The 13,318-nt window shown below is 67.5% G+C and carries 14 protein-coding genes; 9 read left to right on the top strand and 5 right to left on the bottom strand.

Going from position 1 to position 13,318, the window contains the following annotated elements; translation table 11 throughout:
* Positions 1–66 precede the first annotated feature (66 nt).
* The 5 genes from NJQ99_RS09050 (at position 67) to NJQ99_RS09030 (ending at position 2,864) form a co-directional block, all read left to right on the top strand.
* Positions 67–591 carry a prolyl-tRNA synthetase associated domain-containing protein gene (locus NJQ99_RS09050; protein WP_269332506.1) on the top strand — a complete coding sequence of 175 codons (525 nt, stop codon included), beginning with the start codon at positions 67–69 and terminating at the stop codon, positions 589–591.
* A gap of 73 nt (positions 592–664) precedes the next feature.
* The gene (trxA, locus tag NJQ99_RS09045) at positions 665–1,603 is read left to right on the top strand and encodes a thioredoxin (RefSeq protein ID WP_269332505.1); all 939 of its coding nucleotides are present in this window, start codon (positions 665–667) and stop codon (positions 1,601–1,603) included.
* A complete protein-coding gene (locus tag NJQ99_RS09040) occupies positions 1,603–2,280 on the top strand; it encodes an LON peptidase substrate-binding domain-containing protein (RefSeq protein WP_269332504.1) in 678 nt (225 codons plus the stop codon). The genes trxA and NJQ99_RS09040 overlap by 1 nt, the downstream gene beginning before the upstream one ends.
* A gap of 12 nt (positions 2,281–2,292) precedes the next feature.
* Positions 2,293–2,496, top strand: coding sequence for a Trm112 family protein (locus NJQ99_RS09035; protein ID WP_269332503.1), 204 nt, complete (start codon positions 2,293–2,295; stop codon positions 2,494–2,496).
* Complete coding sequence (locus NJQ99_RS09030; protein WP_269332502.1) at positions 2,493–2,864, top strand: DUF971 domain-containing protein; 372 nt, start codon at positions 2,493–2,495, stop codon at positions 2,862–2,864. The genes NJQ99_RS09035 and NJQ99_RS09030 overlap by 4 nt, the downstream gene beginning before the upstream one ends.
* Before the next feature lie 12 nt (positions 2,865–2,876).
* Here the strand turns inward: NJQ99_RS09030 and NJQ99_RS09025 are convergent, their stop codons facing one another.
* Positions 2,877–3,377, bottom strand: coding sequence for a L,D-transpeptidase family protein (locus NJQ99_RS09025; protein ID WP_269332501.1), 501 nt, complete (start codon positions 3,375–3,377; stop codon positions 2,877–2,879).
* Positions 3,377–4,480, bottom strand: coding sequence for a GTP cyclohydrolase II (gene ribA, locus NJQ99_RS09020; RefSeq protein ID WP_269332500.1), 1,104 nt, complete (start codon positions 4,478–4,480; stop codon positions 3,377–3,379). The genes NJQ99_RS09025 and ribA overlap by 1 nt, the downstream gene beginning before the upstream one ends.
* A 128-nt stretch (positions 4,481–4,608) precedes the next feature.
* Between ribA and NJQ99_RS09015 the strand changes: the two genes are divergently transcribed.
* From NJQ99_RS09015 to NJQ99_RS09005, 3 genes are all read left to right on the top strand, one after another.
* A complete protein-coding gene (locus NJQ99_RS09015) occupies positions 4,609–5,292 on the top strand; it encodes a response regulator transcription factor (protein ID WP_269332499.1) in 684 nt (227 codons plus the stop codon).
* A 229-nt stretch (positions 5,293–5,521) separates the two neighbouring features.
* Positions 5,522–6,946, top strand: a complete 1,425-nt coding sequence (locus NJQ99_RS09010; protein WP_269332498.1) for an aminotransferase — start codon at positions 5,522–5,524, stop codon at positions 6,944–6,946.
* Positions 6,947–7,236: 290 nt separating this feature from the next.
* A complete protein-coding gene (locus tag NJQ99_RS09005; protein ID WP_269332497.1) occupies positions 7,237–8,034 on the top strand; it encodes an exodeoxyribonuclease III in 798 nt (265 codons plus the stop codon).
* 12 nt (positions 8,035–8,046) lie between these two features.
* Here NJQ99_RS09005 and NJQ99_RS09000 read toward each other — a convergent pair whose 3' ends face one another.
* The 3 genes from NJQ99_RS09000 to NJQ99_RS08990 are packed head-to-tail and all read right to left on the bottom strand — an operon-like array spanning position 8,047 to position 11,879.
* Positions 8,047–8,607, bottom strand: a complete 561-nt coding sequence (locus NJQ99_RS09000) for a copper chaperone PCu(A)C (protein ID WP_269332496.1) — start codon at positions 8,605–8,607, stop codon at positions 8,047–8,049.
* Positions 8,608–8,647: 40 nt separating this feature from the next.
* Positions 8,648–9,115: a cyclic nucleotide-binding domain-containing protein gene (locus NJQ99_RS08995; protein WP_269332495.1), complete on the bottom strand. Its 468-nt coding sequence runs from the start codon at positions 9,113–9,115 to the stop codon at positions 8,648–8,650.
* Positions 9,102–11,879, bottom strand: a complete 2,778-nt coding sequence (locus NJQ99_RS08990) for an ABC transporter transmembrane domain-containing protein (RefSeq protein WP_269332494.1) — start codon at positions 11,877–11,879, stop codon at positions 9,102–9,104. The genes NJQ99_RS08995 and NJQ99_RS08990 overlap by 14 nt, the downstream gene beginning before the upstream one ends.
* 144 nt (positions 11,880–12,023) lie before the next feature.
* Between NJQ99_RS08990 and NJQ99_RS08985 the strand changes: the two genes are divergently transcribed.
* Positions 12,024–13,286: a glycosyltransferase family protein gene (locus NJQ99_RS08985; RefSeq protein ID WP_269332493.1), complete on the top strand. Its 1,263-nt coding sequence runs from the start codon at positions 12,024–12,026 to the stop codon at positions 13,284–13,286.
* Positions 13,287–13,318: the final 32 nt, after the last annotated feature.

Genomic DNA, 13,318 nt, shown 5'->3' with positions numbered 1-13,318 from the left:
GCGCACTAGGGTCGCGCGCGCCGCAAGGCAAAGCGGCAGGCGGCACGGCTGGCTGGAGCAGGGACGATGAGCACGCAACAGGACGCCCCCCTCGACGAGCAGGCGCTTCTCGCGCGCCTTTCCGGTCTCGGCATCACCGTCACCCACCACAGGCATCCGCCGCTGTTCACGGTAGAGGACAGCCAGACCCTGCGCGGCGATATACCGGGCGCGCACACGAAAAACCTCTTCCTCAAGGACAAGAAGGGCCGCATTTACCTGGTCACGACGCTGGAGGACCGGCCGATCCGCATGAAGGCGCTGGAACGGCTGATCGGCTCTGCCCGTCTCTCGTTCGGCAAGCCGGAGCTGCTGGAAGAGGTGCTGGGCGTCAAACCCGGCTCGGTGACGCCGCTTGCGGTGGTCAACGACAGGGAGGGGCTTGTCGATCTGGTGCTCGATGCCGATCTGCTGGCGCAAGGTACCGTCAACGTGCACCCCCTCCACAACGAGGCGACCCTCACCATGTCCGCTGACGATCTTGTCCGGTTCGTCGCGGAGAACGGACATGCGCCGCACATCATGAGCCTGAAGGACGCGGAGACGGACTGATCGCCCCGGGCGCCTTGGCAGGGCCTGCCGTGCGCCCCATCTTTCATCACGAACGGAATACGGAGAGACGGCAATGGCACTCTCATTCGGCGGCGGCTTCAGCGGACAGCGCGATGGCGGGCCGGGCGGCGAGGCGTCCGGCGAGGCGGCGCTGATCAAGGACGCGACCGCCGAGACCTTTGCGCGCGACGTGCTGGAGGCATCGCGCCACGCGGTCGTGCTCGTGGATTTCTGGGCGCCCTGGTGCGGCCCCTGCAAGCAGTTGACCCCGGTCCTCGAGAAGGCGGTCAAGCAGGCGGGCGGCAAGGTGCGGCTCGTCAAGATCAACATCGACGAGAACCAGATGCTGGCACAGCAGATGCGCATCCAGTCGATCCCGGCCGTGTACGCCTTCCAGAACGGACAGCCGGTCGACGGTTTCATGGGCGCGCTGCCCGAAAGCCAGGTGAAGGCGTTCATCGACAGCCTCGTCGGCCCCTCCGGCCCCGATCCTGTCGAGCAGGCGCTCGATGCGGCCGAAGCGGCGATGGCAAGCCAGCCGGAGCAGGCCGCCCAGCTCTTTGCCCGCGTTCTTCAGCACGACCAGAAGAATCTGCGCGCCATCGGCGGGCTTGCGCGGTGCTACCTGAAGCTCGGCGAGACCGACCGTGCGCGCGAGATGCTGGACACGGCGCCGGAAGACGCCGCGGACGACCCCGCGATCCAGGGGGCGAGAGCCGCGCTGCAACTGGCCGAGCAGGCGCACAAGGCAGGCGATCCGCGCGACCTGGCGGCCCGGGTCGAGCGCGATCCGAACGATCACCAGGCGCGCTTCGACCTCGCCACCGCCCTGCTCGCGCTGGGCGACCGGGAGGACGCGGTGACCCATCTGCTGGAGATTGTCCGGCGCGACCGGGAATGGAACGAGGGCGCGGCACGCACGCGGCTGCTGGAACTCTTCGAGGCGTTCGGCCCGAAGGACCCGCTCACCCAGAAGGGCCGGATGCGGCTCTCCTCGATCCTGTTTGCGTGATGAGCGGCGCGCGGCAGGGACAGCGGCGAACGGAGGCCTACCGCACGCTTGCGGACCTGCCGGCGCGCGTGCCGGTCTTTCCATTGACCGGCGCCCTGCTCCTGCCGCGCGGGCGACTGCCGCTCAACATCTTCGAGCCGCGCTATCTCGCCATGGTCAACGACGCCCTTGGCGGCGACCGGGTGATCGCCATGGTCCAGCCCACGCCCTGCCCGGCCGCAGATGCCGAAGCGCCCGACCTCTATCGGGTGGGTTGCCTGGGGCGCCTGACGCAGTTTTCCGAAACGGGCGATGGGCGCTACCTGATCACGCTGACGGGTGTGTGCCGGTTCCGGCTGGGCCGGGAACTGGCGGTCGACACGCCCTACCGCCAGGTCGTACCGGAGTATGACGACTTCCTGCGCGATCTCGGCGAGGACGACGGCGACATCTCCAACCGGCCACGGTTCCTGAAGGCGCTGAACGCCTATCTGCAGGCCAACCGGCTCGACGCCGACTGGGGCTCGATCGAGGGCGCGCCGGCGGAATCTCTGGTGAACACGCTGGCGATGCTTCTGCCCTTCGAGCCGCAGGAGAAACAGGCGCTTCTTCAGGCGCCGACCCTGACCGAGCGGGCCGACGCCCTTCTGGCCCTTCTCGAACTCGCCGCCGCAGGCCGCGCCGGCGGCATGAACTAGGACAGGAGCCCGATGACCGAGCGCACCCACCAGGTGGACCCGAAGCTTCTCGAAATCCTCGTCTGCCCGCTCACCAAGGGGCCGCTCGAGTATGACCGGGAGGGCCAGCGCCTGATCAGCCGGCGTGCGGGCCTCGCCTTCCCGATCCGGGACGGAATCCCGATCCTTCTGCCGGACGAGGCGGAAAGCCTGGAGGATACGGAGGCCGGCCGATGACCGGGACCGACGAGATCTACCCCGAAGAGATCCGGTATGACCGGGCATCCCGGGCCTTGGTCGTCCTGTTCAGCGACACGGTCGAGCGGGAATTCACCGCCGAATACCTGCGCGTGGAAAGCCCGAGCGCGGAGGTGAAGGGCCACAGCGCCAGCCAGCGGCAGTGGATCGGCGGCAAGAAGAACGTCGGCATCACCGGCATCGAGCCCGTCGGCAATTACGCGATCCGGATCCTGTTCGACGACGGGCACGACACCGGCATCTTCAGCTGGGACTACCTGCTGGAACTCGACCGGGAGCGCGACCGGCTCTGGTCCACCTATCTGGAGAAGATCGCCGAGCGCGGCCTGACCCGGGAGGGCCGGTAGTCCTCCGCCGCCCTACCCCGGAAGAACCTCGATCCCGGTCTCCGGCGTGAGCCGCGAGACGAGCCGCCTGAGATCCGCGCGTGCAAAGGCGATGCACCCCTCGGTCGGCGCGTAACCGGGCCGCGCAAGGTGCAGGAAGACCGCGCTGCCCGCCCCCGGTATGGCCGGGTCGCGATTGTGGTCGGTCACCACCACGAGGTCGTACAGATGATCGGCGCGCCAGAGGTGCTCCGCGCCCGCCCGGTAGGGATGGCGCACGGGCCCGTTGTAGGCGGGATCGCCCGGCGCGTCGCACCAGCCGTCGCCCGGACGGATCGGAGTGAGCGGCAGAGCCGTCGCGGGAGGTATGACCCGGCCCGACCGGTAGAGCACAGCCACCGGATGCACGATCCCGGCGGGCGTTGCGCCGTCGCCCTCGTGCTTGTCCGCAACCACGCCGCCCCGGCCGATGGCGCAACGCATCTCCCAGGACCCGAAGCGTGCACGCCCATCCGGCGCGACCACCAGCCGCATCAGAAGAGATGCCCCGTCTTCAGCGCCTTGGTGCGCAGATAATCCTCGTTGTGCGGGTTGGGCGTGAAGACCAGCGGCACGCGCCCCTCGACCGCGATTCCCTCTGCCTCGAGTCCCGCCACCTTCCCGGGGTTGTTGGTCAGAAGCCGCACCCGAGCGACGCCCAGATCGCGCAGCATCCGCGCGGCCAGCGCGAAATGCCGCTCGTCGATGCCGAAGCCCAACCGGACGTTCGCCTCCACCGTGTCGAAGCCCTGGTCCTGCAGATGATAGGCGCGCAGCTTGTTCAGCAGCCCGATGCCGCGTCCTTCCTGCGCGAGATAGAGAACGATGCCCGCCCCCTCGCGCCCGATCCGGGCCAGCGCGCCGCGCAATTGCGGCCCGCAGTCGCACTTGAGCGAGCCGAGCAGATCGCCGGTGAAGCACTCCGAATGCAGGCGGACGAGAACCGGCTTGCTCGCATCGATGTCGCCCACGACGATCGCGAAATGCTCCTGCCCGGCGCTGCCGTGGGGGCGATAGGCAACGATCCGCGCGTTCTCCGCCGCATCGAGCGGCAAGCGCGCCGAGACGACACGCTCCAACCCTTCCCAGTCCTCGCGCGCTGCCTCGGCGACATCGCCGGCACTGACCGACAGCAGGTCGGCGCGCAGCGGATCGTCCTGCGCGATGGGTTGCAGCAGCAATGCCGGGAGAAGCCGCATGCGCTTGGCCAGCGCGAAGCCCGCCACGGCAGCATCCCGCGCGGCGCCCGGATCGCGTTCGGCGAGGTAGGGCCCCTTCAGCGGATGGTCGAGATCGTCGGCCGGATCGACCGCTGCTGCAATGTCGTCGAGCCCCGTCTCAGGCGTCACGGGAACCAGCACTGCGCCTTCGCTGTAGCGGCGGATCTTGAGCGTGTCGGCCCGCTCCGGCGTCAGCGCGAGGAAGAGGGGTCCTGTGCGCTCACGCAAACGTGAAAGCGTGGCAGAATCTGCCTTCTCGGCCGCGAGCACGAGGAAATCACCCCCCGAAACCGCGACGATCGCGGGCAATCCGCGCCGCAGGTCGGCGCCTGCCCGTTCGGCACGGGCAATCGCGGTGGGCTTGAAACTGTCACTCATGCACGGAACATCCTCAGGGCACGGGGCGCTGCGCCGCGTGGCGCGATCTGAACTGTTATAATAGATCATCTTTGGACGGCGCGCATGACTCGCGCGCACGGCTGTCAGGGCGAGGGAGACGACGGGGCATGACGGCACGCAAGCTGCTTCTGGTCGACGACGAAGCGAATTTGCGCGAACAACTGGCCGAGCAGCTCGACCTGCACGACGAGTTCTCCACCGCCCAGGCCGGCAGCGGGCACGACGCGCTGGCCTGGGTGAAGGCGAACCACGTCGACCTGATCCTGCTCGACGTAGGCCTTCCGGACATGGATGGCCGCGAGGTCTGCAAGCTGATGCGCAAGGCGGGCGTCCGCGCGCCCATCGTCATGCTGACCGGCGCCGATTCCGATGCGGACACGATCCTCGGCCTCGAATCCGGGGCGAACGACTATGTGACCAAGCCGTTTCGCTTCGCTGTCCTCCTCGCCCGCATCCGGGCGCAGTTGCGCCAGCACGAAACCTCCGAGGACGCTGTCTTCCCGATCGGGCCCTACACCTTCAAGCCGGCGCAGAAGCTGCTGGTGACCGAGGACGGCAAGCAGAAGATCCGCCTGACCGACAAGGAGACCTCCATCCTGCGCTATCTCTACCGCGCGGGCCGGCCGGTCAGCCGCGAGGTGCTGCTGGCGGAGGTGTGGGGCTACAACGCCGCGGTCACGACGCACACGCTGGAGACCCACGTCTACCGCCTGCGCCAGAAGATCGAGACGGACCCGTCGAACGCGCGCCTCCTCATCACGGAAGAAGGCGGCTACCGGCTCAGTCCCTGATCGCCCTGGCAGCCGCCACGGCGCGGCAGGGTCTGGCGCGGCGGCGAAAGCCTGCGCTATGCTTTCGCGCATGTCGTACGGGCTCTTCAGGGATCGCCTTCCGCGTGTGCGCGCCAAGCGTGTGCTGATGATCCTGTGCGCCCGCATCGGCTACAATCCCTGACGCCTGTCTCCGCCGCCTTGCCCGCGGGCCATGCGTGCCCGCCCCCACCCCGGCCAGGAGACACCGATGACCGTCATGCCACCCAACGACACCGTTCTGACACCGCAGGAAACCGCACGTCTGCGCGCACTCGACGCGCGCCACCACATGCATCCGTTCAGCGATCAGGCCGCGCTGGCCGCACAGGGCGCGCGGATCTTCACCCGCGCCAAGGGGTGCTACCTTTGGGATTCCGAGGGGCGGCGCTACCTCGACGGTATGGCCGGGCTGTGGTGCGTACAGGTCGGGTATGGCCGGGAGGAACTGGTCGAGGCCGCGGCCAGGACCATGCGCGACCTCAGCTACTACAACACCTTCTTCCAGTGCAGCCATCCTTACGCGACGGAACTTGCGGCCCGGATCGCCGAGAAGACGCCCAAAGGGCTCGACTATGTCATGTTCGCCGGATCGGGGTCGGAGGCGAACGACACCGCGCTGAAGATGGCCCGGTTCTACTGGACAGCGCGGGGCGAGCCGAACCGGCAATGGGTCGTCGCGCGGGTGCGGGCCTACCACGGCGTGACGCTTGCCGCTGCCAGCGTCTCCGGTCTTGAGCCCATGTACGCGCAGTTCGGCAACCCGGTAATACCGACGCTGCGGATGATGGCGCCCTACTGGTATGGCCCCGGAATCGAGGGCGGCATGTCGCCGGATGAGTTCGGACTGACGGCCGCCCGCCAGATCGAGAAGGCGATAGAGGCCGCGGGTCCGGGCAAGATCGGGACCATGATCGCCGAGCCGATCCAGGGCGCGGGCGGCCTGCTGATCCCGCCGGACACCTATTGGCCCGAGGTTCAGCGCCTCTGCGCCGAGCACGACATCCTGCTGATCGCGGACGAGGTCGTCTCCGGCTTCGGGCGCACCGGGCACTGGTTCGGGTCGCAATTGTTCGACATTCAGCCCGACATCATGACCATGGCCAAGGGGCTGACCTCGGGTTACGTGCCCATGTCGGCCACGGTCATGGGCCCGAAGGTCGCCGATGCGGTGCGCAACGCAGGCACGGAGGTCGCGCACGGCTATACCTATTCGGGGCACCCGGTGACGGCGGCGGTGGCGCTCGCCAATCTCGAGGTGATCGAACGGGAGGGCCTTGTCGAACGGGTGCGCGACGACATCGGCCCTTATTTCCAGGAACAGTTGCGCACGCTGTCCGGCCTGCCGCACGTCGGCGAGATCCGGGGTGTCGGCCTGCTCGGCGCCATCGAACTCGTGCGGGAGACGGAGCCGCGGCGCTTCTTCGATCCGCTGGGCCGCATGGGGCTGGCGGTGCGCAACCATGCGACAGCCAACGGGCTGATCATGCGCGCGGTCGGCGATACGCTGATCCTGTCGCCGCCGTTCGTCATCAGCCATGCCGAGGTGGACGAGCTGATCGCGCTGGCCCGCAAGGCCATCCTGGCGGGTGCCGACGATTACGCGGGCGGGCGAATCCAGGGACTGCCGCGGTAGGGCCAGCCCTCCCTGAGTAGTCATACGGGCTTTGTCCGCGCCGGACATGGGCGCAGGCTGGCGTGCATATCCGGCGACCGGCGCACCGGACCGCTTCCAGGTCTCGCGAATCCGTCCCTTCCCCCTGCCGGACGGAACTGCCCGACAGGCTGCGAAGGCCCCGGAAGCCAGCAGCGGCCGATGTCCCCCTGACGCCGTTCGCGGGCCGGATCACCCTCAACGCCCGGATCAAGTCTCCGGGCGTTTTTTTGACTTGGCGAAGGCCGCCGGCGCGTGGCAGGAGAAGCCTCATGCCGCTGACACTCGCCACGTGGAACATCAATTCCGTCCGGCTTCGGCTGCCGCAGATCGCGCGCCTGCTCCAGGAACGGCCGATCGACGTGCTGTGCCTTCAGGAAACCAAGGTGTCCGACGAGAAGTTTCCGCGCGCAGAGCTCGCGGCACTCGGCCTCCGGCACCAGGTCATCCACGGTGCGAAGGGGCACCACGGCGTCGCGATCTGCTCCCGGATCCCGCTCGAGGATGCGGGCCGCCGGCTGTTCCACGATCACGACGGGCCGCGCCACGTCGCGGCGCGGATCGACGGCATTACCCTGCACAATTATTACGTCCCCGCTGGCGGCGACGTGCCGGATCCGGCGGTAAACGACAAGTTCGCGCACAAGCTGGGATACCTCGACGGCATGACGGGCTGGTACGACCCGGCGTCGGGGGAGGCCCACGGCGACATGATCCTTGTGGGCGATCTCAACGTCGCCCCGGGCGAGCATGACGTCTGGTCGCACAAGGCGCTGCTCGACGTGGTCAGCCATACGCCCGTGGAGACCGGAAAGCTGGAAACACTGCGGACGACACTCGACTGGATCGACGTTGCGCGGCACTACCGGCCCGACCCGGAGAAGCTTTACACCTGGTGGTCGTACCGGGCGCGCGACTGGGCCGAGAGCGACCGCGGCCGCCGCCTCGACCACATCTGGACGACGCAGTCCCTCGGACCGGCGCTCAGGGGCTTCGAGATCCTTCGCCAGGTACGGGGATGGGAGCGGCCGTCAGACCATGTCCCGGTGCTGACGACCCTCTCCCTCTGACTGCCCGAAGCCTCAGTTCGTCTTCATCGGCATCTTCGCCGCACCGTGGCCCTGACCATGGCCGCCGTGGGCCGGCATGTTGTGCATCGAGTGGCCGGCACCATCCTGGCCCATCTCGACCTGCACCTCGACCGCGACGTCGCCGGCCTTCTCGAAGGTCAGCGTCATCGGGAAACTGTCGCCCACGGCATAGGGCGCCGGGATGTCGAACAGCATCAGGTGATCGCCACCCGGCTGCAGCATAGCCATGCCGCCCGCAGGAACGTCGATCCCCTCGATCCGCACCATGCGCATCACGTCGCCGTCCTTGATGTGCGTGTGAATCTCGACGGTTCCGGCAACCGGCGTGCTGGCCGCGATCAGGCGGTCTGCCGTCTCGCCGGTATTCTTGACGGTCAGGAACACCACGCCGGGGCGGTTCGGAATGGCCGGACGGGCCCAGGGATGGTCGATCATCAGCGTTCCGGCGGTGTAGTCGTGGGCAATGGCGGGCACCGCCATGCTTACCGGAACCGCGGCAAGCGCCCCGAAGATTGCAGCCGTCGCAATCAGATTGTGTGCAAGACGACGCATACGTTAATACTCCTCAACGGTACAAGAGCAGACGGCACGATCAGTTTGCCGTCAGCCGGTTCAACTCTCCACGCACGCGGGTAAGCTCGGAGGTCGTGCGCTCGAGCCGCTGGGCAAGTTCGCGCATGACCTCGACCGCGACACCCGGATATTCGCGCACCATCCTAAAGAAAAGATCCTTCTTGATCTGCAGTGCCACAAGCTCCGTATGCGCGCGGATTGTCGCAGTCCGGGGCACGTCGATCAGGATCGCTATCTCGCCGATGAAGCCGTGATCGCGGACGGTGGCCACCTGGATCGGCCCGTCGGGCCCGTCGACGAGGATGTCTGCCTCGCCCGAGATGATGACATAGGCAGCATCCCCCGGATCGCCCTGCCGGCAAACGGTCTGACCCGCCTCGAAATGTATGCGCTCGCTGGCAAATGCCAGCAGCTTGAGCTTGGCGGGCTCGAAATTCTGGAAGAGCGGGATCTTCTTGAGGATTTCAACCTCTTCATTGAGACTCATCGGCTGCCTCCTCACTCACTGGGTCACTCTCCTCCTGGCTCCCGCGGCCCCCAAGCAGCGTTGCAAGAGGCCCTTCCGCGGCAAGCGCGTCCACCGGCCCGCAGGCGGCCAGGTCGCATCCATCGAACACGAGCGCGAGGTCGAACAGCCGCACGCGATCGACACGCCCGAGCACGACGATGGTACCCCTGCCCTTTCGGGACTCGAGAACATTCCGCAGGATCTCCCGCTCGACACGCGCGTCGACCACCGCCAGCGCATCGTCCACGATCAGAAGATCGGGCTGGCGGAGCAGGGCGCGGGCCAGCGCGAGCCGCTGGCGCTGGTGGGCGGGCAGGCGGCGGCCGCCGTAGCCTGCCTCCGTCTCCAGCCCCGCCTCCACGATGATCCGGCGGACACCTTCCCGCTCCAGTATCTCGGAAACGAGTGCATCGATGCGCGGCCGCGCCTCGCTCTGCCCGTGCGTGACGCGCCCGAACAGGATGTTGTCCATCAGGCTCGCAGCCTGGGTATAGCGGTCGGGGTCGTAGACCTCGATCGCGCCGCGCAGGTCCTCGGGCAACTCGGCGTGCACTGCGTGGCGCGCCCTGACGATGCGGCCGCGCAGGTCGTCGTCGAGCAGGCCGAGGCGGTGGCGCGGCTCGATATAATCGAAAGACAGGAACAGCAGGCGCAGGCGCGATTCCTCGGGCAGGCTCGCCATGCCGTCGCGGCGCACGCGCACCAGGATCTGCTCGAATACCGGGAGATCCTCGGCGGCGATGAAGCTGAACTGCTCGAAGAAGGGATCGCCCGGCGGCAGGCCGGCAAAGATCTCGACCATGGTTTCGGCGATCCGCTCGCCCACGCGGACCAGATCGTCCTCCAGGCCTTGCGCGCGCAGGGCGGACAGGAGATAGCGGTTGCCGGGCAGCGCCGCCGCTTCCGGCACGTCGATGTCCTCGCCGCGTGCAAAGGCGGCGTCGCGTGTCACGCCGAACAGAAGGTTCTCCGCAATCGTGGCGTTGCGCGTGTAGCGCGCCGGATCGAATGGCTCGACCAGCCCGCGCAGCCGCTCGTCCGCATCGATGGCGGCCCGCACCTCGGCCCGCACGCGCAGGATCGCCTCGGCGGCATCCTCCTGCAGCCGGCCCTCCAGTCGCCCGCGAAGCCCGAGCTGGTACACCTCCGCCTCGATCTGGACGGTCTGCAGAACCTCGACGATCCGGTCGGTCAGCGCATCCATGCTGTCGACGCCGGCCTCGGCAAGGTCGATCCAGTCGCCCTCGACCGGCAGGGGCGCATTGCCGGCCCGGCGCGCCTCGGCCTTCTCCGCCTTCCATTCGTGACTCGGAGGCTCGGCGCCGAGGAACCGGTGACGCAGCGCGTAGAGCAGATTGTCGCGGAGCGTCCCCGGAAACAGGAAGGCGTCCTGCGCGACATACGCGACGCGGCGGCCGAGCACGGCTTCGGGCAGGCGGGCAAGCGGCTCGCCCGCGATCTCGATGTGGCCGGACAGCAGCGGCTGAAGCCGGACGACGGCCTGTGCGAACGCGCGGGGACCGGAGCCCGTCCCCACGACGGCCACGGCCGCATCGAGCGGCAGATCGACGGAGATGCCGTCGAGCACCTTGTCCATCGAATCGTCCGCCGCGGTCACGCGGGTCAGGGTGACATGACCTTCGAGCGGCGTGTCGCGCTGGCGCGACGGATCCTGAAGCTCTGCGTCGGCGATGGCGGCGTCGAACTGCTCGACCACCTGCTCGTACTTGACCTGGCTGTCGAGGCGCTGCTGGTCCCAGTCGATCAGCTCCTTGATCGGCGGCGGCAAGTCCTTGTAGGCGACGAGAACCGCGACGAGCTGGCCGACGTCGAGCTGACCGCGGATCGCGAAATAGCCGCCGATCGCGTAGAACAGGAAGGGCGTGACCTGCGCCAGGAAGTTGTTGAGGAACTTCACGAAGAACTTGCGCTGGTAGATCTCGTAGCGGATCCAGAAGATGCGCCCCAGCCGGTGCGTGATCTCCGCCCGCTCCCAGGCGGACGTATCGTTCGTGTGCACCTCGACGACACCGTCGACGATCTCCGCGATGCGGCCTGCGAGGTGGCGCGTCTCAAGCTGCCGCTGGCGGCCCAGCATGCGGATAGGGGCCCGCAGACGCGGAATGATGAAGGCCTGGATGCCGACGATGGCAGCCGCGACCAGGCCCAGCCAGAAGCTCTGAAGAAGGATGAAGGTCATTCCGGTCAGCGCCATGCCGCCCTGGAAGATGGGCTGGGCGAACGCCTCGCCGATGAAGCCGCCGAGCGGCTCCACCTCGTCCTTGATCATGGTGGCGAGCTCGGCCTGCTTCACCTTCCGGAAATGCGGGGTCGGAAAGCGCAGGATACGGTCGAACAGGTCGAAGCGCAGTCGGCGCAGCATCCGCTCGCCCATCCGGCCCTTGTGCGTGTTGATGCGGTACTTGAACCAGCCGTTGACGCAGACCATCAGCAGGAACATGCCGCTCAGCGCAAAGAGGTAGGGCATGCGCTCCAGCGGAACGCCCTCGAACAGCTGGATCGTCCCGCCCAGCGCCTCGGGCAGCGGCAATGACAGCGACAGGAAGGGTTGCGTCGGATCGTTCGGACCGAAACCCTGGCCCTGGATCGCTTCGTTGACGATGTTTCGGGGGAGGTCGAGGGAAATGAAATAAAAGGGCAGCGAAACGAGGACGAGGACGAGGACGGCGAGCTGGTCGAGCCGCGAATGGCGCCAGATATATCTGAAAAGGTTGGCGTCCATTGCCGTGCGCTGCCCTCGCCCCGGTCGCTCGGCCGAGAAAACCATGCTTCGCACACGCGGACCAGAGCGAACCTATGGAATCCGCAATGCCAAGCGTGCCATAGTACGATCAAAGAGAGCCAAGGCAATCCTTGGGGGAGAGATATGCCCTCGGCCGAAACCGGGTCGCGTGTACTGATCTACAGCCATGACACGTTCGGCCTCGGTCATCTGCGCCGGTGCCGTGCGATTGCGCACGACCTCGTCTCGCGGCACAAGAATCTCTCCGTCCTGATCCTGTCCGGTTCCCCCATCATCGGCAGCTTCGATTTCCGCGCGCGCGTCGACTTCGTGCGGATCCCCGGCGTCATCAAGCTCAGGAACGGCGAATACACCTCGCTGTCGCTGCATCTCGACATCGACGAGACGGTGGCACTGCGCCAGTCGATCATCGAGCACACGGCGGACGTGTTCGACCCAGACGTCTTCATCGTCGACAAGGAACCGCTCGGCCTGCGCGGCGAGGTCGAGCCGACGCTCAAGCTTCTGAAGGCGCGGGGCACCCATATCGTTCTCGGCGTGCGCGATGTGCTGGACGAGCCTGCGGTACTCGCACCGGAATGGGAGCGCAAGAAGTCGCTTCCCGCGCTCGAAGCCTTCTACGACGAGATCTGGGTCTATGGCCTGCCACAGATCCACGAGCCGCTGAAGGGCCTGAACCTTTCGCCGGCAATGCGCCAGCGGATCGTCTACACGGGCTACCTTCCGCGCCCCCTGCCCGAGCACATCTCGACCACGGCGCGCCCGGCGATCACCAACGAGCCCTTTCTGCTCGTCACCACGGGCGGCGGCGGCGACGGCGAGGGGCTGATCGACTGGGTCCTGTCTGCCTATGAATCGGGCGCGGCGATTCCGCATCCCGCGCTGCTGGTGCTGGGCCCCTTCATGGCGGCCGACCGGCAGGAGGAGTTCTTCGCCCGCGCCGAGGCGCTGGACAATGTCGAGGCGATCACCTTCGACAGCCGGATCGAACACCTGCTGGCCGATGCGGTGGGGATCGTGGCCATGGGCGGCTACAACACGTTCTGCGAGATCCTCACCCTCGACAAGCGTGCGCTCATCGTGCCGCGCACGACGCCACGGCTCGAACAGTTCATCCGCGCCGACCGGGCCCGGCAACTGGGTCTCGTCGACATGCTTGTCGATCCGCTGGAGGGCCGGATGGAGACACCGGGCGGACCGAAGCGCGACCCGGCGCGAATGGCGGAGGCCCTGGCCCGGCTGCCGCATCAGCCGCGGCCGTCGGAAACCGTCGTGCCCGGATTGCTCGATGGTTTCGAGAGCGTGAACCGCCTGATCGAACCCTGGCTCGACTGCCGGCGTCCGAAACCTGCACGCCTGCGCTCGGTCGCCGGCCATGGCGAGTAGGGCCGCGGTCAAACCTGAAGCCGCACCGGACG

Origin of the sequence: Futiania mangrovi, assembly GCF_024158125.1 — a bacterium.
Taxonomy (GTDB): Bacteria; Pseudomonadota; Alphaproteobacteria; order Futianiales; family Futianiaceae; genus Futiania; species Futiania mangrovi.
The sequence above is the reverse complement of the archived record's forward strand: the minus strand, read 5'-3'. Positions and strand labels throughout refer to the sequence as shown.

Bases quoted from the DNA above. Each gene is read 5' to 3' on its own strand.
- NJQ99_RS09005 (WP_269332497.1), top strand. From the start codon at position 7,237: ATGCCGCTGACACTCGCCACGTGGAACATCAATTCCGTCCGGCTTCGG.
- NJQ99_RS09040 (WP_269332504.1), top strand. From the start codon at position 1,603: ATGAGCGGCGCGCGGCAGGGACAGCGGCGAACGGAGGCCTACCGCACG.
- NJQ99_RS09050 (WP_269332506.1), top strand. From the start codon at position 67: ATGAGCACGCAACAGGACGCCCCCCTCGACGAGCAGGCGCTTCTCGCG.
- NJQ99_RS08990 (WP_269332494.1), bottom strand. From the start codon at position 11,879: ATGGACGCCAACCTTTTCAGATATATCTGGCGCCATTCGCGGCTCGAC.
- NJQ99_RS09035 (WP_269332503.1), top strand. From the start codon at position 2,293: ATGACCGAGCGCACCCACCAGGTGGACCCGAAGCTTCTCGAAATCCTC.
- NJQ99_RS09025 (WP_269332501.1), bottom strand. From the start codon at position 3,377: ATGCGGCTGGTGGTCGCGCCGGATGGGCGTGCACGCTTCGGGTCCTGG.
- NJQ99_RS09015 (WP_269332499.1), top strand. From the start codon at position 4,609: ATGACGGCACGCAAGCTGCTTCTGGTCGACGACGAAGCGAATTTGCGC.
- trxA (WP_269332505.1), top strand. From the start codon at position 665: ATGGCACTCTCATTCGGCGGCGGCTTCAGCGGACAGCGCGATGGCGGG.
- NJQ99_RS09030 (WP_269332502.1), top strand. From the start codon at position 2,493: ATGACCGGGACCGACGAGATCTACCCCGAAGAGATCCGGTATGACCGG.
- ribA (WP_269332500.1), bottom strand. From the start codon at position 4,480: ATGAGTGACAGTTTCAAGCCCACCGCGATTGCCCGTGCCGAACGGGCA.
- NJQ99_RS08985 (WP_269332493.1), top strand. From the start codon at position 12,024: ATGCCCTCGGCCGAAACCGGGTCGCGTGTACTGATCTACAGCCATGAC.
- NJQ99_RS09010 (WP_269332498.1), top strand. From the start codon at position 5,522: ATGACCGTCATGCCACCCAACGACACCGTTCTGACACCGCAGGAAACC.
- NJQ99_RS09000 (WP_269332496.1), bottom strand. From the start codon at position 8,607: ATGCGTCGTCTTGCACACAATCTGATTGCGACGGCTGCAATCTTCGGG.
- NJQ99_RS08995 (WP_269332495.1), bottom strand. From the start codon at position 9,115: ATGAGTCTCAATGAAGAGGTTGAAATCCTCAAGAAGATCCCGCTCTTC.